Here is a 21,142-nt window from a genome sequence, read left to right as displayed (position 1 = left end):
GAGGACACCGGCCATTGCCATGACAGCAAAATTGACAAGTCTAAAAAATGCATCTGTGGCTTATGTCATATTCGTCTCTCAGTCTGTACTGTTTGAATCGGCTGGTCTCCCCGGGTTACAAGATCTGTAATTACGGTTGTCGTCTTCCAGCTGCCTCGGGCCGGACGCGTGCCGGGCCGTGCCTCGTGAAAGGTGTAGTCGAAACGTGAAATTAACTGGAAAGAGCCCCATCCGGGGCGGGGGGTTCCGGAAAGCGACGGCGTTGGCTGTGGGTTTGCCGCTTCTCCTCTCTTCGATGGCGTTGAGCCCCGCTACCGCGGCGCCCGCCGAACCAAACACCGTAGTTAATCCGAAGACCATCAACCCCAACGACTACCCTGCGGGCCGCTACATCGTGGTGCTCGCCGGGAAACCTGCGGCCACCTACGACGGCGGGACTCCTGGGCTTGCGGCCACGAAACCGCAGAACGGCCGCAAGCTGGACGCTGAACGTCCCGAAGTCCAGCGCTACCAGGCCCATCTCGAAAACCAGCAAGAGTCCGTAGCCGGCGCGGAAAACATCCAGATCAAGCACAAGTACACGGCGGCCATCAATGGATTCTCGGCCGATCTCACCGCAGAGCAGGCCGTGAAGCTCGCCAAGGACCCCGCCGTGCTGATGGTTGCTCCGGACACAGAGAACGCCCCGGACTACTCCACCACGGACTTCCTCAAACTCAGCGGAGCGAGCGGCCTCTGGAACACCACCTTCGGCGGCCAGGAGAATGCCGGCAAGGGTGTTGTAGTGGGCGTCATCGACTCCGGATATACGCCATCCAACCCGTTCTTCGCCGGCGATGACGTCCAGCCGCTCAACGGCGAGCCCCAGGTAGGCGTCCCTTACCGCACTGCGGACGGGAAAATCGCCATGCTCAAGTCCGACGGCGACACGTTCGTTGGCGAGTGCCAGAAGGGCCAGGGATCGGGGGCAACTTTTGACGGCAGGGACTGCAACTCCAAGGTCCTGAGCGCCCGCTACTTTGCCGACGACTTCCTGAAGTACGTCGCGCCCCAGAACCGCGCGCCCGAAGAGCTGATTTCTCCAGTGGACGTCGGGAGCCACGGCACCCATACGGCAAGCACGGCGGCAGGCAACGCAAACGTCCACGCCAACCTGGGTGCCACCGACATGGGGATCACCAGCGGCGTGGCACCGGCGGCAAAGGTTTCCGTCTACAAAGTCTGCTGGGAGGATGACAACCCGGACACCGGAGGCTGCTACAGCTCGGCCTCCGTGGCTGCAATCAACCAGGCCATCCTCGATGGCGTGGACGTCCTGAACTACTCCATCTCCGGCAGCACCTCCACCACTACGGATCCGGTTGCGCTGGCCTTCCTCTCCGCAGCCTCGGCCGGAATCTTCGTGGCGGCATCTGCCGGGAACTCCGGACCCACCGCAAGCACCGTGAACCACGGCGCACCCTGGCTGACCACGGTGGCTGCAAGTTCCTTCTCCACGGAACTGCAGGGAACGGTCGAATTCGAGGACGGAAGCAAGTTCCGCGGCGCCAGCCTGATGGCAGCCCCCGTTCCCGCGAGCAATGTGGTCCTGGCCGCAAATGCTGCGGCCGCCGGGACATCCAGCCCTGAACTGTGTGCCCCAAACGCGCTGGACCCTGCCAAAGTGGCCGGCAAGATCGTGGTCTGCGACCGCGGAGTTGTTGACCGCGTTGCCAAAAGCGCCGAGGTGAAGCGTGCCGGCGGCATCGGGATGATCCTCGTGAACCTGTCCACGTCCTCGGAGGACCTGGACCGCCACTCAGTACCCACAGTGCATGTGAACCCGCCTGCCACACAGCAGATCAAGGACAAGATCACCGCCAATCCAGCCATCAAGGTGGCCCTCGTGAACAAGGACACCACGGGCCTGCCGGTGGCTCCACAGCCACAAATTGCAGGGTTCTCCTCGCGCGGCCCGCTGCTTGCCACCGGCTCGGACCTGCTCAAACCTGATGTGGCAGCGCCCGGTGTTGCCGTCCTGGCGGGTGTGTCACCGATCGGCTCGGGCGGCGACCAGTTCGGCATGATGTCCGGAACTTCCATGGCCGCGCCGCACGTCGCCGGCTTTGGAGCGCTGATCCTTGCCAGGAACCCCAACTGGTCTCCGGCCACCGTCAAGTCGGCCATGATGACCACGGCAGGCGAGGTCAAGAACGCCGACGGCAGCCGCAACGGCGACGTTTTCGCCACCGGCGCCGGCCAGGTGGACGTGGCCCGGGTCCTCGATCCCGGCCTGGTCTACGACAACGCCGAGGAGGACTACCTGAAGTTCATCCAGGGAACGGGACTTGACCTGGGCATTCCTGACCTCGGCAGCACTGCGCCCAGGGACATGAACGTCGCCTCGTTCGCGCTGGGCGCCCTCACGGGCAAGACGGAGGTCACCCGGACGGTTACGGCTTTGACGCCGGGTGTCTACCGCGCCAGGGCAGATGTTCCGGGTATTAAGGTGACCGTTACGCCGTCGATCCTTAGTTTCAGCGCCGCCGGCGAGAAGCGCACGTTCAAGGTGAAGTTTGAGAACACCAATGCGGCCCTGGGGCAGTTCGCCATGGGCAGCCTCGTCTGGCAGGGTGCGGGCAAGAATGTGGCATCCCCCATCGCGGTACGCCCCCAGGCCGTGGTGGCCCCGGCAAACCTCGCGTTCACCTCAGAGGGGGGTACGGGGCAGGGCGGAATCCCCGTTGTTTCCGGCACCAACGCACCCGTGAAGATCACGCTGGACGGCCTGTCCAAGGCTGACTCGTCCGCCATCGAACTGGTTCCCGGACCGCTGGCACTGGAAACCGACGAGTCGAACTTCGCCAAGGAGGTCACCGTCCCGGCCGGGTCGCCATTGGCCAAGTTCTCTGTTTACTCATCGGATGAATCGGCCGACTTCGACATGGTGGTCTTCAACCCGGCGGGACAGGTACTCCTGGCCCAGACGGCCTCCGCCAGCGAATCCATTTCCGTACCCAATCCGGCAGCCGGCGTGTACACGGTCTTCGTGAACCTCTATGCAAGCCCGAACGGGCAGCCCACCAAGGCTTCGGTGGATGCCGCTGTGCTGGGGGCCAACGTCGGAAACGCAACCGTGACGCCCAACCCGCTGCGGCTGGGCAACGGCCAATCCGGGATGGTGAACCTCCAGTGGAAGGACCTCGCTGAAGGCTCCTACATTGGCCGTGTTACCTTCGCTGGCTCCAGCATGCCCACCTTCGTTTCGGTGGCGGTCACCCCGGGTGGCACCGTGGTGGTCCCGGACGACGAATCATCCGACGAGCCCGCCGGCGCGGACAAGAAGGACAAAGTCAAGAAGGAAAAGAAGAAGCAGGAGGTGCCGGAGTTCTCCGGCAACCGCAACATGGATCTCTGATCCCCCTGTATCTGATCCACCTGTAAATAACACCAGGGCGCCGCCGGTTCCAATGGAGCCGGCGGCGCCCTGCTGCTAAGCGCGTTGCAGGCAGGCGTTATGTCTCACCGCGGGAACCCGGGGTCCCGCCGAGCAGCGGCGCCATGGCACGCCAGCGGGAAATTTCGCAGCCGTCGGTGCGCCGAAAGGTGACGTTGACCGGCCGGCCGTTGATGGAGCCGGTCACCACGGCAACCTGCGGCCCGCCGTATTGCTGTGTACACAGTTTGGGGGGACCCGGCCGGGGAAAGAAGATGTCCTCGCCGAAGGATTCAACGGCAGCCAGGGCGCCCGCCGGATCAGGCAGGGTACTGCCGCCTGCAACCCTGCCGTCCTGGGCAATCAGCCGGAACTCGTGCTCGGGGGCATTGGTGTCTTCCCGGAGCCTGATGGTGAGGTCAAGCCGGTTCATGCCGGACTCGCCAGGCTGAGCGGAGCAAGTTCCCGCGCAAGGCGTTCACGCAGCTCAGCGGCCTCTGCCGCGAAGGCCCGCTGGTGTTCAACGTACGCGGCCTTCCCATCCGGGGTTTCGATCGGGATCGCAGGGTAGCCCCACTCCGCGAGGTCGTAGGGTGAGGCCTGCATGTCCATGGCCCTGATCCGCCAGGACAGCTCGAAGCAGTCCATCACCAGTTCACTGGGCAGTGCGGGCAGCAGTTTGTAGGCCCACTTGTAGAGATCCATGTTGGCATGCAGGCAGCCAGGCTGTTCCATGTCCCGCTGGTTCTCCCGGCTGGGTACAAGCTCGTTGCGCGGGATGGCGTCCGGTGTGTAGAAACGGAACGCATCAAAATGCGAACAGCGGATCCGGTTCTCCTCCACCACCTTGTCCGTCCCCTCCGGTCCGAGCCTCAGCTGAAGGTACTCGTGGCGCAGGTCGAATTTGTCCTGGCGGTAGACCATGGCCCACTCGTGCAGCCCGAAACAGCCAAACTGGGCCGGACGGGCTGCTGTTCCTCGAAGAATGATCTCCGCGAAGGAGACGGCTTCACGGCGGTCGGCCAGGAAGGTGCTGCGGTCAAAGGTGACCGCAACGGTTCCCGCCGGCAGTCCGACGGCGGCGAGCTCGCCGTCGTCGAGCGTTCTGTAGTGCTTCCAGCCGCTGCGGTGGGCGGCCGCCTCACCGGCCAGCACGACGCCGGCTCCCGGATGCCAGCGCAGCAGCTGGCCTGGCTTCTGGGTGTAGTAGGTGAACAGGAAGTCCTCAACCGGGTGCTTCCGGCCAGCCGACCGGCGGGCAAGGTAGGGGTCGGAATAACGGCGGACGCGCTGGACGTGCGCGGCTTCGCGGGCCTCGCAGTCCCCGGCCGCCAGGAGGCTAAGCTGCTCCACCGCTGGAGCCCAGGACGGGCTGTGCTGCATTCCAGGCGCTGATTTCGCAGCCGTTGGTCCGGGTAAACGTGGCATCCACGGGGGTATCATCCACAATTCCGGTGACGGTTGCCGTTTGCGGTCCGCCGTACTGTTCAGTGCATGCCTGTGCTGTGTTCTTGGTACTTGGACTCAGGATCGACGGGTTCTCCTTGAGCGCACTGCAGGCCGCCTCAGCCCCGGGGTGCTTGCTCTCGGCCGACGGCACGCCGCCCTGGCACACCAGTGTGTAATTGAGGGCCGCTTCGGTATCCGAAGGCTTGACCATGATGGCCAGCTCCGCGTTTCCTGCCCCGGGTCCGGCCGGGGGCCCGGTCGGCGCCGGCGGTGCAGGCGCGGGAACGGACGTCTCGGTATCCGGGGCGGTTGTGTCCGACGGCGTGGCCGTGCCAGTTGACGTGGCGGACGGGGCTGACGACGTTGCGGACGGGGCTGACGACGTGGGCTGGCCCCCGCCTGCTCCCGCAGAACAGGCCGTCATCAGGCCTGCTGACACTGCCACGGTCACCATTTGGATCAGCAATTTACGCACGCGCCCGGCCTCCTCGGATTGCTCCCATTCTACTGCCGTGCCTTCTACTGCCGGGTCGCTGGCTTACCGCCGGTCGTCCCGGCGGTGGCTGCGATCAACCCCATCATGGCCGCGTGCAGCTTGGCGACCTGGTCCCGCGTCAGTCCCAGGCGCTCCATCATGGTGCCGGGGACCGCCAAAGCCTGCTGACGAAGCGCTGCACCGGCCGGAGTCAGTTCCACGGCAAGGGCCCGTTCGTTTCCGTCTACGCGTCGGCGGGTGAGCAGTCCCGCGACTTCGAGGCGCCGCAGTAGCGGGGATATGGTCGCGGGTTCTTGGGCGAGGGCCTCGCTGATGTTGCGCACGGTCCGGGGGCTCTCCTCCCAGAGGCACAGCATGACCAGGTATTGGGGGTGGGTCAGCCCCAGTTTCTCCAATACCGGTTTATAGGCGCCCACTACGCTTCTGGACGCCACTGTCAGGGCGAAACAGAGCTGGTGTTCCAGAAGCAGGTCGTCCTGCTCGGGTGAGCCCGTGGCCAAGGTGGTGGTCATTACTGCCTCCAATAGTTAGTGCACTAATTATTAGCGTACACTGGAACGACGAATACGGTTCTGTCGAAGGAGTCACGTCAGTGGTCAAGGACAATGCATCACAGCGGTTCATGCGGGCAACCGGCAAGCTTCGGGCCATCTTCGGGCCGGCCAACCGCAGCTCCCTGGTGCACGACATGACGGAGGAGAACCGGAAACTGCTGGCCCAGCGTGAAGCGGAGAGCCAGCAGTGGGAGACGCTGCACCGCCCCGACGGCAGCACCTACGTGGTTCCCAAGAACCCGGAGGATAAGTCTTTGCGCTGAGCGCAGGCTCCCGCCGTTCCGGGGCCTTTTTGGCCTGTCGGGCGTAAAATAAGGGCACTGGCCCCCTTGCGGGACCAGGGGACTTTCGCCCGGGACGTGGGAAGGGGGTGGAAAATATGGCGCATGCACTCACCCGCTTTATGAACGTGACCGACCGGTTACGGTTTGTCTTTGGACCTGCGACCCGCCTGGATCCGGACGCGCCGGTAGTTCACAAGCATGATGAGTTCGAGCAGGCCTCCGACGAGGATCTCTCCCACTTCGAAGTGGAAACCGATTCCGAAGGCCACCACTATGCGGTCCGGCGTGAAGACCTGAATAAGTGACCAACTCGGGCCCTTAACCTCAAGAGCCGCCCCGCACATGCTGCGCGGGGCGGCTCCTTTTTGAGCGTATGAGGCCTCTGAGGGCGCGCGCCTAGCGGCCCGTTCCGCCGTACACGGTGGCTTCGCTCTCACTGTCGAGGTCGAAGGCCTTGTGGATGGCGCGCACGGCATCGTCGAGCAGGTCAGCGTGCGTGACTACCGAGATACGGATCTCGGAGGTGGAGATCATATTGATGTTGATTCCGGCAGCGGACAGCGCTTTGAAGAAGGTGGCGGAAACACCCGGGTGTGAACGCATGCCCGCGCCGATCAGCGACAGCTTGCCGATCTGTTCGTTGTATTCGATGTTTTCGAAGCCGATTTCGGGCTGCGCCGCCTTCAGCGCCGCCAGCGCATCGGCGCCTTCAACGATGGGCAGCGTGAAGGAGATGTCAGTCCGGCCGGTGCCGTGCGTCGAGACGTTCTGGACGATCATGTCGATGTTGGAGTGGGCGTCGGCGATGACCTGGAAGATCGCGGCGGCCTTGCCGGGGATGTCCGGAACACCCACCACGGTGACTTTGGCTTCGGAACGGTCGTGCGCAACGCCGGAGATGATTGGCTGCTCCAAGGCAACTCCCTCTTGAGTGGTGATCTTGTCTTCGGCGCTGGGGATGACCCAGGTGCCTTCGTGCTGGCTGAATGAGGACCTGACGTGCAGGGGCACGCCGAACCTGCGGGCGTACTCGACGCAGCGCAGGTGCAGGATCTTGGCGCCCGAGGCGGCAAGCTCCAACATTTCCTCGCTGGAAATGGTGTCGATCTTCTGGGCGGCGGGAACCACACGGGGGTCTGCGGTGTAGATCCCGTCGACGTCGGTGTAGATCTCGCAGACGTCGGCTTCCAGTGCTGCGGCCAAGGCCACCGCAGTGGTGTCCGAGCCGCCGCGGCCCAAGGTGGTGATCTCGTTGGTGGTCCTGCTCATGCCCTGGAACCCGGCCACAATGGCGATGTGTCCCTTGTCCAGCGATGTGCGGATGCGGTGCGGGTCGACGTCGATGATCCGGGCCTTGCCATGGATGCCGTCGGTGATCATGCCAGCCTGGGATCCGGTGAAGGACTGGGCCGAAGCACCAAACTTGTTGATGGCCATCGCCAGCAGGGCCATGGAGATACGCTCGCCAGCGGACAGCAGCATGTCCATTTCGCGGGCGGGGGCGGAATCGGTGACCTGGCCGGCGAGGTCCAGCAGCTCGTCGGTGGTGTCGCCCATGGCGGACACAACGACCACCACTTCGTTGCCGGCCTGCTGGGCATCAACCACGCGCCGGGCTACCCGCTTGATGCCCTCGGCGTCCGCAACGGAGGAGCCGCCGAACTTCTGGACAATCAGCTGCTTGGTGACGGCACCGCCGTCGGACCGCTCCTGCGGCTGGGCTGCGGTGTGCACTTCGGTAGTGGGCGTACTCATGCGCGTACCTTCACTGAATCAATCGGAGTTCTGGCGGCCAGGCGCCCTGTCGGCGCAACGGCGTGACTTGTTCAGCCCAGTTTATCGCCGCCGCCGCCCGGCGTTGAATTGTGACCGAATCTCCGCCTTGGGGTGGACACCGGAAGCAACACTGCGGGCGTACGCTCAGATAGTCAGTATGCATGCAGAGACTTGGGGGACAGGTGCGCAGGAAATGGCAATAGACGAAGATTCGACCGGAGGCCCGGCGCTGCCGGAAGAGTTGCCCGCGGGCGGCATAACAGCCACCGCCGTCAGCCGGAAGTTCGGGCAGGTGCACGCCGTCGAGCACATGGACTTCCATGCTCCGGCGGGCAAGGTGACCGCGCTGATCGGTCCCAATGGGGCCGGCAAAACCACGCTGCTGCTGATGTTGGCATCCCTGCTGGCGCCGGACTCCGGCACCGTCAGCGTGGGCGGCCTCGACCCGCAGCGTGACCGGGCCGCGGTCCGCAGCAGGATCGGCTGGATGCCTGACACGCTTGGCGTGTGGGAGTCCCTGACGGCGCGCGAGATCCTGACCCAGATTGCCCGTTTCTACCGGCTTCCCGCCGCAGGAATTGGCGGGCGGGTCGGGGAGATGCTGGACCGTGTGCGGCTGGCCGACCTCGCCGACCAGCCGGCCCGCGTGCTCTCACGCGGCCAGCAGCAGCGGCTCAGCCTGGCACGCGCCCTGATCCACGACCCGTCGGTTCTTCTCCTCGACGAGCCGGCGTCCGGCCTTGATCCGGGGTCCCGCGTTGAACTGCGGATCATGCTGCGCCAGCTGGCGCAGGAAGGGAAGGCCGTGGTGGTCTCCTCCCACGTCCTGAGCGAACTGGACGAAATTGCCGACGGCGCCGTCTTTGTTAATAAGGGCCGCACCGTCAGGCAGCAAACCACGGAAGAGGCCCATGCCGCCGGGCGCAGGTACGCGATCTCAGCCACTGACGGCGGGGCGCTGGCAGCGAAACTCACAGAATTGGGGCTTGCCTTCCGGGTAGGGGATGGCCGCCGTCCGGCGGTGAGCCTGCTGCTCCTGAACGACGACGACGCCGCGCGGCTCCTGCGCGAGCTCGTGCTCGCCGGCGTCCCGGTCAGCTCTTTCGCGCCCGCTTCGGGTGCCCTGGAAGAGACCTACATGAATCTCGAGGGGGAGCGGCGATGAGCCAGGTGACCGACACACAACAGCAAACCGCCGTAACCGGCCGTGCAGCTGGCTACGCCGCCGGCATCAAGGACGTAGTAGTCCTGGAACTGAAACAGCGCCTCCGCTCCCGCGGTTGGTACATCATGCTGGCCATCTGGTTCCTCCTGACCGGCCTGGTGACGTGGCTGACGTGGGCCAGCTGGAACGCCACCCAGGCTGCGCAACGCTCGTATTCGGACTACGTGCCGGAGCAAACCGGCCCGGGGTCCATGATCTTTGAAGTGGTGCTGGCGTTTGTGCTGCTCTTCGCGCTTTTGGTGGCTCCGGCGCTGTCCGCGAATGCCGTCAACGGTGACCGCGCGGGAGGCACGCTGGCCATCCTGCAGGTGACGCTGCTGCGGCCCGGACAGATACTTTGGGGCAAGTTCTTCGCGGCGTGGTTCGCGGCGCTTGCCTTCCTCGTTGCCAGCACGCCGTTCCTGGTGATCGGGGTGGCGCTCGGCGGCATGACGCCCGGACACGTCGTTGTGGCGTTGCTGATGCTGGCTGTTGAGGTGGGAGTCGTCTGCGCCGTCGGCGTGGGGATTTCGGCGCTGGCAGGGCGGCCGTTGTTCTCCATCGTGGTGACGTACCTGGCGGTGGCTGGACTTGTGATCGGCACGCTGATCGCCTTCGGGCTGGGAATGGGCCTCACGCAGGGAACCATCATGGCCAACCAGCCGGAGTACCGCCAGTACCAGCCGCTCAGCAACGGGCCCGTGGAGCCGGAATACACCTGTGCCGGGCCGCTGCGCGAGCAGCCGGCCCCGCGTACCGAGCGTGTGGCCTGGTTCCTGGCAATGAACCCGTACGTGGTGGTGGCTGACGCCATTCCTTATCCCGTGCGGACGGGAGAGCAAGGCTTTACCTCCGTCGGAGCCATCGAGAACGTCAGCCAAGGAGCGCGGTACGCCATGGCGGGCCCGGAGGGAACCTACCCGTGCGCCAATGGCGAGGTGAAGTCACGCTATCTTGCCCAGCAAACGCCGCTGTGGCCGCTGGGGCTCGGCTTGCAACTGGTGCTGGCCGGCCTGCTGCTGTGGCTGGGCTGGCGTTCGCTGCGGACACCGGCCCACAGACTGGCGCGGGGAACCCGCATAGCCTGACTTCTCCTCTGGACAGGCCCTGCCCGGCGGATCAGGATGGGATCAGCCGGCGAACCCGCCGGCGTCCGCCGGGGCTGGGGCTGTCCATCGGATGTGGGGCTTCGAACTGTGGCTGAGGACGAACGGCAGCATGCGGAGCGAACCAGCGAGGAGCCTGTCTACGAGGCCATTGGTCCCGGCTGGAACTCCGGAACGCCCGGGAGCGAGGACGACGCCGACTGGGCACCTCAGCCCGCCGGCCTCGCACGGGTGGCGCTCAGCCTGGCAGTAGGGGACTTGCTGGCATCGTTCCGGGCCGTGCGGTTCTGGCTGGTGGCTGTGGCAGTGCCGCTTGCCACTTCCCTTTTCGCGCTGGCGCTCCATGGCGTGGCCGCCGCCCCTGCCGAAATGCAGCCGGAAGAGGCCCGGTGGTTTAGCCATTTGCTCGCTGCTGCCCTGATGCCGGCCTCCTCGGCCCTCCTTGCGGTGCATTGGGGACTACTGGGACGCCAGCGGCTGTCCGGGCCAAGGCAGCCAGGGGACCTGGATCCAGGGCCGCTGGCCCCTTTTCTTTCCGTCGCCGTGCGGGGGCTCGTTGTAGCAGCGATCGCACTGATCGTGCTGGTGCTGCATGCCGGCATTACAGGAGTCTCAGCTGCCGGCACGGCTGGCGCCTCCGCCGGCGTGGTCGCCTTGGAGTTCGCAGTCTTTGGAGCTATCGGTGCCGGCGTTTCGGCGTTGCTCCGCCGCCGACTGTTGGCGGCGCTAGCCGGCTGGACTGTGGCTGGAGCCCTTGTGGCGGGGAACGCTGTGGCTGTTTGGGCCTTGATGCCCGCCGTCCGCGCCGACGAACCCGTCACGGTTGCCATAAATGTGGTTTGGGGGTCCGACGGTACGCGGGATGCATATGAGTGCTCGACCGAACTCCTGGGCCTCGCCGAGGTTTTTCACACGGAACGGATTGTGTGGCTGGTGGCGGCCAACCCCGTGGTGATGTTTGCGATGCTGGCTTCTGGCGGCGAGACCGGAGAGGAAGGTCTGGGCTGGATGCCCGGTGCCCTCCAGGAAGCTGCGGACGGTACGACAGTCCCCTGTGTCAACGCCGAGCCGCGTACCAAGGACACTGCCCGGATGCCTTTGGAAGTGATCGGGCTGGGCACCCAGGGTGTCGTGGCCGGGGCCATCATGGCTGGCGGCCAGTTGGCTGCCCGGCGCAGGGGCGGTTCAGGCGATTGATTGCTGTAGATTGTCCAGACGAAAATTCAGCAGTGGGTAGCCCTTGCCGGCCGTTTCCCGGTCTGCCGGGGCTGCCGTGTCCTGCTGGAAGCCCAGGCTCTGGAGGAGCTTGATGGATGGAGTGTTTGGTTCATAGGCCCCCGCGACGATGGTGCTCATCCTCCGCTCCGAGAAGAGCCAGCCGACCAATGCCCCGGCAGCCTCGCGGCCGTACCCCTGACGGTGATAGTCGGGATGCAGGACGTAACCCAAAGCCGAGTGCCGGGCGGGAAGTTTTCCCTGGGAAAGCATCCCGGCGGAGGTCAGTTCGATGCTGTTCCAGGTCCGGGCGTCGCCAATAACGTCGCCGGACTCCCGCAGCGTGACGGCCCAGCCGTAGTTGAACCACTCGGCGGCGGATGCCTTGCGCAGCGCGAGCAGCTCCGCCAGCCTCTCGCCGTTTGCCGCCACGGTGAGGGGACCGTGGGACAGGTAGCGGGTGACGGACGGGTCGCTGCGGAAGCGGTGAATGGCAGCGGCATCCGATTCCTCAACCAAGCGCAGAATGAGCCGCTCGGTGACCAGCGGCACGATGTCTTCCGGGATCACGGCATCTGTCCAGTCATTAGCTGAGCGCGTTGCGTCGGCCCTCGAAGGCGCGGCCCAGGGTGACCTCGTCCGCGTACTCCAGGTCGCCGCCCACGGGCAGCCCGGATGCGAGGCGGGTGACCACAATGCCGATGGACTTCAGCATCCGGGCCAGGTAGGTGGCCGTTGCCTCACCTTCCAGGTTGGGGTCGGTGGCGATGATGACCTCCTGGATGGCGCCGTCGTTCAACCTGGTCAGCAGTTCCCGGATCCGGAGCTGTTCCGGGCCAACACCGGCAATCGGATTGATGGCTCCGCCCAGCACATGGTAGCGGCCGCGGAATGACCGGGTGCGCTCCACTGCCAGGACGTCCTTGGACTCCTCGACCACGCAAATCACCGAAGGATCGCGCCGGACGTCCCGGCAGATGTTGCAGAGCTCCTGCTCGGTCACGTTGCCGCAGACGGTGCAGAATTTCACGCGTTCCTTCACCGTGGTGATGGCGTCCACCAGGCGTTTCATGTCTTGAGGATCGGCTTCGAGGATGTGGAACGCCAGCCGCTGCGCGGACTTGGGCCCCACTCCGGGAAGGCGTCCAAGCTCATCAATCAGCTCCTGGACCGCACCTTCGTACACGTTTTCCTCTTTAGCTTGTCTTGGATGATGGGCGAATCAGTGGTGCACGCTACGTGGCGAGCCGTTGTGGGGCCGTCAGTAACGGGGAGGCAGCGGGCTGCCATCCAGGGAGCGCTCCTCGATGAGCTTCCCGCCCAGAATACGCTCGATGGCGGCGCGCCCGAAGACACCCGATTCCTCGATGGTTTCGTCATCCGCACTGGGGATATCCTGCACGTCCGGAACAGCGGCCGCGACGGCCCGCGACGGCGCCTTGGCCCGCCCGGCCTCCGCTTCGGGACTGTTGGACAGCCGCTGGTAGAGGCTCTGCCGGGCGGCGGCCGCAGCCGGGGTGGTTGCAGGAGAGGGTTGCGGAGGCGCGGCCTGCGGGGCCGAAGTGGCCATGGCGTATTCGCGCACCGGTTCCGCGGCGGGGATTCCGGGGGTGGAAGGCCCAAAACCACCTGGCCCGGGAGAGGAAGGGGCGGCTACGGATGCGGCCACTGGAAGTCCCCAGTCGTCCACTGTTTCGGGCGCTTGCGGGGCCGCTGCAGGCTCTGGGGCCACAGGCGGGGCAGCTGGAGCCGTCTGGGGAATCTGTGCCGCGGCGGGTTCGTAGTCAGGTGGAGGGCTGGTGGTGACAGCCGTGGTGTCCGCTCCGGCAGGAGCCTGGCTCTTGCCGAGGTTGGTTTCAGTGCCAACAACCCAGACACCCGGCGCCTGTTCCACGGCGCGGGTCCACGGATCAGGCGCGGCGGCTGCGGGAGCCGGACCTGAAGAGGCCTGGACGCCTGACGCCGTCGAACCGGCCTTTTTGGCGGTTTTGGGGGCGCGCTTGCCGCCGGGCAGGTCACTGCTGTCAGAAGCAGGGCCAGCTGGGGTACGCCGCGGTTCCATCGGCGCGGAGGGATCCCAGTCCATGGGAGGTTCCTCGTCCAAGGGCGGGGCATCTTCGTCGCGGGGCGGGCCCCAGTCGTCGTCGGAGTAGGCGTACGTGCCGGCGGCCTCGTCCTCCTGCACCGACGGCGGCGCGGGCACCGGGCCAGGCGCCGGCACCGATGCGTTCGCTGGCATGGCAGCCGCGGCGTGGATAGGTGCTCCCTGAGCTTCCGCCGGAGCAGCAAACTGTTCGGCGGATGAAGGGACCGGTTCCGTTGGGACCTTGGCGGCAGGAACCGTTGCTGCGGTAACCGCCGGCGGCTGAACCGTGGCCGGAGGAGCAGGAACCGCAGAGGCCGGAACGGTGGGCGCAGCGGCCGCGCTCGGCGGGGCATTGTCCGGTGCGGGCGCGGTGTTGTCCGGGGCGGCGGGAGCGCCTGCGGGGGCGAGCCCCCAGGCGACATCTGCGGACGTTGCCGGGGCTACCCGGCTAGCGGGCGCTTTTGGGTTTGGCTCAGAGCTCGCTGGGCTGTTGTTGCCGCCCGCGACGGCCGTGATCTGGCAGTCAATGCCCACGGTTTTGTGGATCGCCTGGCGCAGGTTTTCCGAATGGTCGGCACGGCCGAATGCTCCCGCCAGCCCGGACGTGGTGAAGGCGAGGGTGAGTCCCTGGCCGTCGAAGGCTGCCACCTGGGCGTTGGGTTCCACCAGCGCCCAGGTGCTGCGCTTGATTTTCGACAACGTCTGGAGGATTTCGGGCCACGCGCGGCGAAGCACTTCGACGTCGGCGCCGGGCCGTCCGGTGGCAGCGGGGGCTTCCGCTGGCCGGGCTTCCGCCACAGGGGCGGCGGCGGGGGATTGCTGCATGGGAGCCTGCTGCGCCCGCGGCTGCTGCGCTGGCGTTTCCTGGACGGGCGGTTGCTGCGCCGGCATTTCCTGGACGGGCGGTTGCTGCGCCGGTATTTCCTGCACCGGTGTGCGGGGGGCTTCTGCTGCGGGGCCTGTAGAGGTCCGGCCGCTGGAGGGCTCATCCACGGGCCAGTCGCCAGTGCTGACCCGGGGTGCCGTCAGGGGCTGGCGGGCTTCGGCTGCTTGCGGCCGCTGCACCTGCTGAGGGGGCATTTCCTGGGAAGCAGCGGCGGCCGGCATGCCCTCCCCTGAACGGGCGGACGCTGGTGCAGCGGGAGCAGTGGCTGTAGAAGCAGCTCCGGCCACCGGTTGGGCGGATCCTGCGGGGGCGGGAGCACCGACGTCGTTCCCGGCGTAGCTGAGGCGCCGCTCCACGCGGTCGATCCGGGCGGCAATGCCGCGTTCGGTCTGTTCTGAGCTGGGCAGCAGAATGCGCGCGCACAGCAGTTCGAGGTGGAGCCGCGGGGACGTGGCACCTGTCATCTCGGTCAGTGCGGTGTTGGTGACATCCGCGGCGCGTGAGAGTTCAGCTGCTCCCAGGTTGTGCGCCTGGTTCTGCAGCCGTGCGATCTGGTCCGCCGGCATGCCTCGCAGGATGGTCTGGGCGCTTTCGGGCATGGCCTGGACAATGATGAGGTCGCGGAAGCGTTCGAGCAGGTCCTCGACGAAGCGGCGGGGATCGTGGCCGGTCTGGATCACGCGGTCCACGGCGCGGAAGACCGTTGCGGCGTCGGCGGCAGCCACTGCCTCGACGACGTCATCCAGCAGCGAGGCATGGGTGTAGCCCAGGAGCGCGACGGCGAGCTCGTAGTCAAGGCCGTTCTGCCCGGCTCCGGCCATCAGCTGGTCCAGCACGGAGAGCGAGTCCCGGACCGAGCCTGCGCCGGCCCGGATCACCAAGGACAGGACCCCCGGAGCCACCGGGACGTTTTCCTGCCGGCACAGCAGTTCCAGGTAGGCCATGAGCGGCTCAGGGGGAACCAGCCGGAAAGGATAGTGGTGGGTGCGGGACCGGATAGTGCCGATGACTTTGTCAGGCTCGGTGGTGGCGAAGATGAACTTGATGTGCTCCGGAGGCTCTTCCACGATCTTGAGCAGGGCGTTGAACCCCGCCGAGGTGACCATGTGGGCCTCATCGATGATGAAGATTTTGTAGCGGTCCCGGACCGGGGCGTAGGTGGCCCGTTCGCGGAGGTCGCGGGCGTCATCGACGCCACCGTGGCTGGCGGCGTCGATCTCGATGACGTCAAGGGAGCCGGAGCCGCCGCGGGCCAGTTCAATACAGCTGGGGCAGACGCCGCACGGGGTGTCAGTGGGGCCCTGGGCACAGTTGAGGCAGCGGGCGAGGATGCGGGCGGACGTGGTTTTTCCGCAACCGCGGGGACCTGAGAAGAGGTAGGCGTGATTGACCCGGTTCTTCCGCAGGGCCGTCATCAGCGGCTCCGTGACGTGTTCCTGCCCGATAACGTCAGCAAAGGAATCCGGACGGTATCTGCGGTATAGGGCGGTTGTAACAGTCACAGAGAAAACCCTACCAATCCGGGCTGACAATCATGATCCTGGGCGGGCGGCCACCCAGCGGGGGAATAGTAAAGACCCCCCATGCACCCGCCAGAGCCCGTCTACCCTTGCTACCTTCCGGTCCTGGGGGAGTTCAACAGGATGACGCCACATGAGGGGCCGCAGATCAGTTTACCCGAACTTTTCGCGTGCCTCGAACCGGCCTTATTCCCTGGGCCACCCGTCCACCGGCCAGCTCATGAGGGCGGGCTCCTCATAGGGGTGGGCGGCGCGCAGGGCCAACACCACCGCGTCCAGCACGGCGGCCTCGACCACGCATTCGATCCTGTCCTCAGCGACCTCGGTGGGCCGGTCCAGGTCTCCAAGAAAGGGTGTGGCCCCTGCCCGCGGCGTGAAGCGCCCGGTCCCGGCCGTGACGAAAGAGCAGTGGGAGTAGTTTCCGATCCGGCCTGCCCCGGCGTCGCCGATCGCGGCCAGGACTGCGTGCGTATGGGTCCGGGGAACGTAGGCAACCAGGGTGTGGAGCTGTGTCATGGCTCCATCGTGCCAAAGGCGCCGAAGGTAATGGGAGGCATAATTCATTGCTTATCCGGCGGGCAGGCCCGAGTATGGGTATGTACACCGATTGGGGCAATCTCAAGATTGTGAGCTGCGGGGCCTGGCTGGAGGGCCGGACCCGGCAGCTCAACGGTGTTCCGGAGGAATGGGCGCATTGGGGGCGTCCATTTTGACGTTAACGGGCACCCACCTGAGGCCAATTGGGCGTTGCTGAAAAGTTCAGGTAGTCTAGTGTCTGCTTTTGATTCAGAAGCAGCTGGAGAATTCGCCTAGCGGCCTATGGCGCACGCCTGGAACGCGTGTTGGGTTAACGCCCTCGGGGGTTCAAATCCCCCATTCTCCGCCAGCCAAAAACCCGGTCCTGACCATGTCAGGGCCGGGTTTTTGCATTCCCGAGAACTGCAGTCACTTCGCCCCATGGTGTCGGGACTACCAGCCTTGCCCCGTCAGCCGGGGGTGTGGCCCAGCCTTCGGAGCCGCTGCCGGGCCGCCTGCTCGCTTGGTCCCGGCCCGCGCCCCAGGGCCAGATGCACGACGCCGAGAGTCGCCCCGGTTGCCAGCTTTACTGGGAGGGGGAACGGGCCCAGCCGCGCCTTCCGGAGCCCCAGCATCTGCCGGTACCTGGGGTCGAGGCTGTAGACGGCGCCGGCAAACACCACTTGATAGCCCGGGCGCAGGAGCGGGTGCAGGGGCGGGTGGCGAATGAATTCGACAGTCTCGGCGACCCTGCTGTCAGACAGCAACTCCCCGCTTGCATACCAACGGTCCAGCTGCCGGTGCATGTCGGCTTCCGTGAGCGGTGGATCCTCAACCCCCATCAGCCGCCCGGCCTGGGCCCACTCGCGGACGTAGGCATCAGGGCCGCCCGGGATTTCGCCGCCCCAGATCTTGTGGGCCGTGAGGAACGCATCGACGAAGGCCAGGTGGACCCAGCGGGCAGCCTCCGGATCATTCGCTGAGTAATGTCGCTCCGTACCGCGCCCGTCCATGTAGTCTCCGTGGACGGGCTCGTGCAGTTGGCGGACACGGGCGGTGGCTTCGTCTGCGGCGGCCCTTGAGCCGTAGGTGACGGTGAAAATCCACCGGATGGTGCGGGCCAGCCGGCGCAACGGATCTTCGCGGAAGTCGGAGTGCTCGAGGATTCCCGCCAACGCGGCCGGGTGCAGAGCCTGCATCAGGAGCGCGCGGATGCCGGCCACGATGGGTGTCATGGAGCCGTGCACCGCCCAGACAGCCGAGCCGGGCAGGTGATAGCCGGCGTCGTTTCCCTCCGCCAACCGCGGAACCCAGGCGGGCAGCACGTCAGGGCTGCCGGTGAACACGCGTTTGAGTTCCCCCTGCCATTCCCTGAGGAGATTGCGCATATCACCATTCTTACTCACAGCCCGTCGGGCAGCGGATGCACGCGCATATCCACAAAAAATCCGCAGTCTGCCGTGCCGGGGTTCACAGGCTCCGGGCTTTGTGGTCCCATGATGGGGTAAGCCCGTTCGGAGATCTGGGGTCTGACGGGCCAACCCGGGAGTCAACGAGTGGGCAATCATTGGGGATCCGGCCGCGACAAGGAGTCTGCGGGCCCCTGCGCTGTGGCGGTTCGCGCAATGGCCGCGAGTGTTGTTGTTGCCGTGTCCTTTTTTGCCTTGGGATTTCCTGGCGCCCCTCTCCAAGCGGGGAAGCCGGCGTCACCGGCCGGCAGTGTCAGCCTTCCCGGACTCGGAGGTGGTTTCCTCACGGACAGCAGGGCCCTGGTCCCGTTCAGCCGGACGATTATCACTACTGTCGCCAAGGATGGACGCGCCGAGCTGAACGTTGCCTCCGCCGGGCTCAAACGACCTCCGGAGGGGTCCCTGATGGCGCCCCTTGAAGTCCTCAGGCAGAGTTCGCCCTTTGGCTACCGGATCAGCCCCCTCTCTGGAGCGGCAGGGGACTTCCACCTCGGCCAGGACTATGCGGCAGGCTGCGGCACCAGGGTCTATGCGGCCGACGCCGGTGTTGTCCGCGCCGCCGGCTGGCATCCGTGGGGCGGCGGCAACCGGGTGGAGATCGACCACGGCAACGGGCTGATCACCACGTACAACCATTTGGAGGCGATCGCGGTCCGGGCAGGGGACTCCGTCCAGGTGGGCCAGGTCATTGCGCGGGTGGGTACTACCGGATGGTCCACGGGCTGCCACCTGCATTTCGAAACAATCCTTCGCGGCAAGCACACCAGCCCCCTGAACTGGACGCTGCTGCCCACCCGCCAAGTGGACGCGCTGGAGGACATCGCGATGGTCAGTTACGACGGCAAGGCATCGAGTGCTTCGGAGGGTCAGCGCTGGGCCATCCCGGTCGCCGCGGACCACTCCCACACCGTACTCAACGGTGAACAGGAACTGGCTGAGGCGCCGGAACCGGAACCCGCGGCAGGGTCCACTCCGGGAACTGCAAACACAGCCACTGCGGCGCCAACATCGACGCCGGCACCGTCGGGGTCGCCCACGGCGACACCGGCAAACACAACCACGGCTACGCCAACCACGACGGCGGCTCCCTCACCGTCCGTGCCAACCTCGCCGACGTCGTCCTCCCCGTCCGTGCCAACCTCGCCGACGTCGTCCTCCCCGTCCGGCACCGGCAGCGCCTCGCCCACGCCAACGACGACGGGCACCTCGTCGCCCGCTCCCACGGGGACATCACCGACGCCGGTGCCCACAGGGACCACCCCTGCGGCGACCGTTCCTTCGTCCCCGACGCCCACCTCCTCGATCCCGAGTCCGTCCTGGCCGACGCTGAAAGCCACGGCAACCCCGGCCGAGCCAACGGCGATCGAATCCTCGGCTGAGGCACCCGCCCCACCTGAGCCAACGTCGCCGAAGATAACGCCAACTGCGTCTACGGCCACGGCTCCAACGCCCACGGTGACGGAGCCTGCGCCGTAGAGACCCAGAGAACTCCCAGATTCCACCCGTACCCTTGATGGTTGGCAACGAATCACCCGCATGACCAACCCTTCAAGGACGGCGCTGTGACTTCCCTCCACACCATTCCCCTCACGCTCAACGACGGTACCGAGACCCGCTTCGGCCGGTTCAAGGGAAACGTAGTCCTGGTGGTGAACGTGGCGTCACATTGCGGTTTCACGCCCCAATACGCCGGACTTGAGACGGTTTACGAGAAGTTTCGGGACCGCGGCTTCGAGATCCTCGGAGTCCCGTGCAACCAGTTCGCCGGCCAGGAACCCGGCACCGACGGCGAGATCGCCGAGTTCTGCGAGCGGAACTTCGGTGTGACCTTCCCGCTCACGGCCAAGGCCAACGTCCGGGGCAAGGACCAGCATCCGCTGTACGCGGAACTGACAAAATTCAAGACCAGCGTGCTGCCCGGACTGGTGAAATGGAACTTCGAGAAGTTCCTGGTGAACCGCGACGGCGAGGTAGTGGCACGCTTCGCACCGACCGTCGAGCCGGACTCCGCAGAAATCATTGATGCCATTGAATCGGCATTGGTGGCCTCTAATGTTCAAGAAGACCCGAGCGGGCATTACGGAACGTAATTCTTTGATCTTTTTCCAAGATGGCCTCGGCAATTTACCCAAAATTTGCCGAATGTCTGGTTGGATAAAGATTACTGATGGGTAGAAGGGAAACGCCGTTTCCCACCGACCACAAAGGCAGCAATGGAGCACATCGAGGCCGAGCACCCCCGGCCACGCCACTTCCTACTCCACCTGAGCGACCCCCACCTGATGGGAGGTCCAGACCCCCTATATGGCGCTGTAGACAGCGAAGCCAAGCTCATCCAGCTTTTCGACGAGGTCCGGGCATCCGGGGCACGGCCGGAGGCCGTCATCTTCACAGGTGACCTCGCGGACAAGGGCGACCCTGACGCCTACGCAAAATTGCGTGCAATCGTTGATCCTGCGTGCGAAGACATGGGCGCCAAGGTCATTTGGGCCATGGGAAACCACGACAACCGTGCCAACTTCCGGGCGGGGCTGCTGGACCAGCCAGCGAACGACGCCCCCGTGGACCACAGCTACTTCATCAACGGCCTGCGCGTGATCACCATGGATACGTCCGTGCCGGGATACCACCACGGGGAGCTGAGCGAATCCCAGCTGGACTGGCTGGCCAGCCAGTTGGACACCCCCGCGCCGGACGGCACGATCCTGGCGCTCCACCACCCGCCGGTCCCGTCCGTCCTGGATCTCTCAGTGCTGGTGGAACTGCGCGACCAAGCGAGCCTGGAGGCAGTGGTCCGAAACTCCGACGTCCGCACCATCCTCGCCGGGCATTTGCATTACTCAACCACTGCAAGCTTCGCCGGAATTCCCGTCTCGGTGGCTTCGGCGACCTGCTATACCCAGGACCTTAACGTGGCGGCCGGCGGAACACGGGGCCGGGACGGCGGCCAGGCGTTCAACCTGGTCCACGTCTACGAGCACACCATTGTCCACTCGGTGGTCCCGCTGGGCAGCACGCCCACTGTGGGCGAGTACGTTGCGCCTGAAATGACCGCAGCGCGCCTGGCCGCCGCGGGAATCCGCATCCCCGAGAAAGCAAAGACCGCCGGAACCCTCAAGGTCGGACTCGGATCCAGGAGCTAGCAGGAGCCGCAGGCCCGGGCCAC

At 65.7% G+C, this 21,142-nt stretch carries 19 protein-coding genes, 1 tRNA gene, 1 other RNA gene and 1 pseudogene; 10 read left to right on the top strand and 12 right to left on the bottom strand.

Going from position 1 to position 21,142, the window contains the following annotated elements:
- Positions 1-229: 229 nt before the first annotated feature.
- Positions 230-3,397: a S8 family serine peptidase gene (locus ACLKOZ_RS09195; RefSeq protein ID WP_436474756.1), complete on the top strand. Its 3,168-nt coding sequence runs from the start codon at positions 230-232 to the stop codon at positions 3,395-3,397.
- Positions 3,398-3,494: 97 nt separating this feature from the next.
- Here the strand turns inward: ACLKOZ_RS09195 and ACLKOZ_RS09190 are convergent, their stop codons facing one another.
- From ACLKOZ_RS09190 to ACLKOZ_RS09175, 4 genes are read right to left on the bottom strand one after another with little or no spacing between them, the layout of a single operon-like run.
- Positions 3,495-3,848, bottom strand: a complete 354-nt coding sequence (locus ACLKOZ_RS09190; RefSeq protein ID WP_436474520.1) for a serine protease inhibitor — start codon at positions 3,846-3,848, stop codon at positions 3,495-3,497.
- Entirely contained in the window at positions 3,845-4,798 is a 954-nt protein-coding gene (locus ACLKOZ_RS09185; protein WP_436474518.1) for a 3-methyladenine DNA glycosylase, read from the bottom strand. Before ACLKOZ_RS09185 ends, ACLKOZ_RS09190 begins: the two co-directional genes overlap by 4 nt.
- The gene (locus tag ACLKOZ_RS09180; RefSeq protein ID WP_436474516.1) at positions 4,755-5,339 is read right to left on the bottom strand and encodes a serine protease inhibitor; all 585 of its coding nucleotides are present in this window, start codon (positions 5,337-5,339) and stop codon (positions 4,755-4,757) included. The genes ACLKOZ_RS09185 and ACLKOZ_RS09180 overlap by 44 nt, the downstream gene beginning before the upstream one ends.
- Before the next feature lie 44 nt (positions 5,340-5,383).
- Positions 5,384-5,872, bottom strand: a complete 489-nt coding sequence (locus ACLKOZ_RS09175; RefSeq protein ID WP_436474514.1) for a MarR family winged helix-turn-helix transcriptional regulator — start codon at positions 5,870-5,872, stop codon at positions 5,384-5,386.
- Positions 5,873-5,982: 110 nt separating this feature from the next.
- Here ACLKOZ_RS09175 and ACLKOZ_RS09170 point away from each other — a divergent pair, with 110 nt between their 5' ends.
- Positions 5,983-6,177: a hypothetical protein gene (locus ACLKOZ_RS09170; RefSeq protein WP_376044731.1), complete on the top strand. Its 195-nt coding sequence runs from the start codon at positions 5,983-5,985 to the stop codon at positions 6,175-6,177.
- A gap of 116 nt (positions 6,178-6,293) precedes the next feature.
- Entirely contained in the window at positions 6,294-6,503 is a 210-nt protein-coding gene (locus ACLKOZ_RS09165; RefSeq protein WP_337346967.1) for a hypothetical protein, read from the top strand.
- A 91-nt stretch (positions 6,504-6,594) separates the two neighbouring features.
- On the opposite strand, the gene ACLKOZ_RS09160 is transcribed toward ACLKOZ_RS09165, so the two are convergent.
- Complete coding sequence (locus ACLKOZ_RS09160; protein WP_436474512.1) at positions 6,595-7,953, bottom strand: aspartate kinase; 1,359 nt, start codon at positions 7,951-7,953, stop codon at positions 6,595-6,597.
- Positions 7,954-8,167: 214 nt separating this feature from the next.
- Here ACLKOZ_RS09160 and ACLKOZ_RS09155 point away from each other — a divergent pair, with 214 nt between their 5' ends.
- The 3 genes from ACLKOZ_RS09155 to ACLKOZ_RS09145 all read left to right on the top strand — a co-directional run bounded on the left by ACLKOZ_RS09155 (position 8,168) and on the right by ACLKOZ_RS09145 (position 11,481).
- Positions 8,168-9,139 (top strand): ABC transporter ATP-binding protein, encoded by a 972-nt coding sequence (locus ACLKOZ_RS09155; protein WP_436474510.1) that lies wholly within the window; start codon positions 8,168-8,170, stop codon positions 9,137-9,139.
- A complete protein-coding gene (locus ACLKOZ_RS09150) occupies positions 9,136-10,266 on the top strand; it encodes an ABC transporter permease (RefSeq protein ID WP_337351849.1) in 1,131 nt (376 codons plus the stop codon). The genes ACLKOZ_RS09155 and ACLKOZ_RS09150 overlap by 4 nt, the downstream gene beginning before the upstream one ends.
- Positions 10,267-10,359: 93 nt before the next feature.
- Positions 10,360-11,481: a hypothetical protein gene (locus ACLKOZ_RS09145; RefSeq protein ID WP_436474508.1), complete on the top strand. Its 1,122-nt coding sequence runs from the start codon at positions 10,360-10,362 to the stop codon at positions 11,479-11,481.
- On the opposite strand, the gene ACLKOZ_RS09140 is transcribed toward ACLKOZ_RS09145, so the two are convergent.
- The 5 genes from ACLKOZ_RS09140 to ACLKOZ_RS09120 all read right to left on the bottom strand — a co-directional run bounded on the left by ACLKOZ_RS09140 (position 11,470) and on the right by ACLKOZ_RS09120 (position 16,507).
- Positions 11,470-12,069, bottom strand: a complete 600-nt coding sequence (locus tag ACLKOZ_RS09140; RefSeq protein WP_436474506.1) for a GNAT family N-acetyltransferase — start codon at positions 12,067-12,069, stop codon at positions 11,470-11,472. The two genes, ACLKOZ_RS09145 and ACLKOZ_RS09140, sit on opposite strands and share 12 nt — an antisense overlap.
- Positions 12,070-12,085: 16 nt before the next feature.
- Entirely contained in the window at positions 12,086-12,685 is a 600-nt protein-coding gene (gene recR / locus ACLKOZ_RS09135; protein WP_337351852.1) for a recombination mediator RecR, read from the bottom strand.
- Positions 12,686-12,760: 75 nt separating this feature from the next.
- Positions 12,761-15,973: a DNA polymerase III subunit gamma and tau gene (locus ACLKOZ_RS09130; RefSeq protein WP_436474504.1), complete on the bottom strand. Its 3,213-nt coding sequence runs from the start codon at positions 15,971-15,973 to the stop codon at positions 12,761-12,763.
- Between the two features lie 67 nt (positions 15,974-16,040).
- Positions 16,041-16,137, bottom strand: an RNA gene (gene ffs, locus ACLKOZ_RS09125) — signal recognition particle sRNA small type.
- Positions 16,138-16,177: 40 nt separating this feature from the next.
- A complete protein-coding gene (locus ACLKOZ_RS09120; RefSeq protein WP_436474502.1) occupies positions 16,178-16,507 on the bottom strand; it encodes a hypothetical protein in 330 nt (109 codons plus the stop codon).
- Positions 16,508-16,789: 282 nt separating this feature from the next.
- On the opposite strand from ACLKOZ_RS09120, the gene ACLKOZ_RS09115 reads away from it, so the two are divergent.
- Positions 16,790-16,877: transfer RNA gene (locus ACLKOZ_RS09115), tRNA-Ser, on the top strand.
- 100 nt (positions 16,878-16,977) lie between these two features.
- On the opposite strand, the gene ACLKOZ_RS09110 is transcribed toward ACLKOZ_RS09115, so the two are convergent.
- Positions 16,978-17,895: an oxygenase MpaB family protein gene (locus ACLKOZ_RS09110; RefSeq protein ID WP_436474500.1), complete on the bottom strand. Its 918-nt coding sequence runs from the start codon at positions 17,893-17,895 to the stop codon at positions 16,978-16,980.
- A gap of 237 nt (positions 17,896-18,132) precedes the next feature.
- Between ACLKOZ_RS09110 and ACLKOZ_RS09105 the strand changes: the two are divergent.
- Positions 18,133-18,735: pseudogene (locus ACLKOZ_RS09105) on the top strand (M23 family metallopeptidase); the annotation flags it as partial.
- A 107-nt stretch (positions 18,736-18,842) separates the two neighbouring features.
- On the opposite strand, the gene ACLKOZ_RS09100 reads toward ACLKOZ_RS09105, so the two are convergent.
- Positions 18,843-19,478: a hypothetical protein gene (locus ACLKOZ_RS09100; RefSeq protein ID WP_436474773.1), complete on the bottom strand. Its 636-nt coding sequence runs from the start codon at positions 19,476-19,478 to the stop codon at positions 18,843-18,845.
- A gap of 60 nt (positions 19,479-19,538) precedes the next feature.
- Between ACLKOZ_RS09100 and ACLKOZ_RS09095 the strand changes: the two genes are divergently transcribed.
- Both ACLKOZ_RS09095 and ACLKOZ_RS09090 read left to right on the top strand, forming a co-directional pair.
- Positions 19,539-20,066 carry a glutathione peroxidase gene (locus ACLKOZ_RS09095; RefSeq protein WP_436474498.1) on the top strand — a complete coding sequence of 176 codons (528 nt, stop codon included), beginning with the start codon at positions 19,539-19,541 and terminating at the stop codon, positions 20,064-20,066.
- Between the two features lie 123 nt (positions 20,067-20,189).
- Positions 20,190-21,119, top strand: a complete 930-nt coding sequence (locus ACLKOZ_RS09090) for a phosphodiesterase (RefSeq protein ID WP_436474496.1) — start codon at positions 20,190-20,192, stop codon at positions 21,117-21,119.
- Positions 21,120-21,142 lie beyond the last annotated feature (23 nt).

This window comes from Arthrobacter sp. R4 (assembly GCF_051365025.1).
Lineage (GTDB): Bacteria > Actinomycetota > Actinomycetes > Actinomycetales > Micrococcaceae > Arthrobacter.
This window is presented reverse-complemented; position numbering and strand designations above follow the sequence as displayed.

Coding starts and splice junctions, on each gene's coding strand:
- ACLKOZ_RS09190 (WP_436474520.1), bottom strand. CDS start 3,848: ATGAACCGGCTTGACCTCACCATCAGGCTCCGGGAAGACACCAATGCC.
- ACLKOZ_RS09185 (WP_436474518.1), bottom strand. CDS start 4,798: ATGCAGCACAGCCCGTCCTGGGCTCCAGCGGTGGAGCAGCTTAGCCTC.
- ACLKOZ_RS09175 (WP_436474514.1), bottom strand. CDS start 5,872: ATGACCACCACCTTGGCCACGGGCTCACCCGAGCAGGACGACCTGCTT.
- ACLKOZ_RS09170 (WP_376044731.1), top strand. CDS start 5,983: ATGCGGGCAACCGGCAAGCTTCGGGCCATCTTCGGGCCGGCCAACCGC.
- ACLKOZ_RS09165 (WP_337346967.1), top strand. CDS start 6,294: ATGGCGCATGCACTCACCCGCTTTATGAACGTGACCGACCGGTTACGG.
- ACLKOZ_RS09160 (WP_436474512.1), bottom strand. CDS start 7,953: ATGAGTACGCCCACTACCGAAGTGCACACCGCAGCCCAGCCGCAGGAG.
- ACLKOZ_RS09155 (WP_436474510.1), top strand. CDS start 8,168: ATGGCAATAGACGAAGATTCGACCGGAGGCCCGGCGCTGCCGGAAGAG.
- ACLKOZ_RS09150 (WP_337351849.1), top strand. CDS start 9,136: ATGAGCCAGGTGACCGACACACAACAGCAAACCGCCGTAACCGGCCGT.
- ACLKOZ_RS09120 (WP_436474502.1), bottom strand. CDS start 16,507: ATGACACAGCTCCACACCCTGGTTGCCTACGTTCCCCGGACCCATACG.
- ACLKOZ_RS09110 (WP_436474500.1), bottom strand. CDS start 17,895: ATGCGCAATCTCCTCAGGGAATGGCAGGGGGAACTCAAACGCGTGTTC.
- ACLKOZ_RS09090 (WP_436474496.1), top strand. CDS start 20,190: ATGGAGCACATCGAGGCCGAGCACCCCCGGCCACGCCACTTCCTACTC.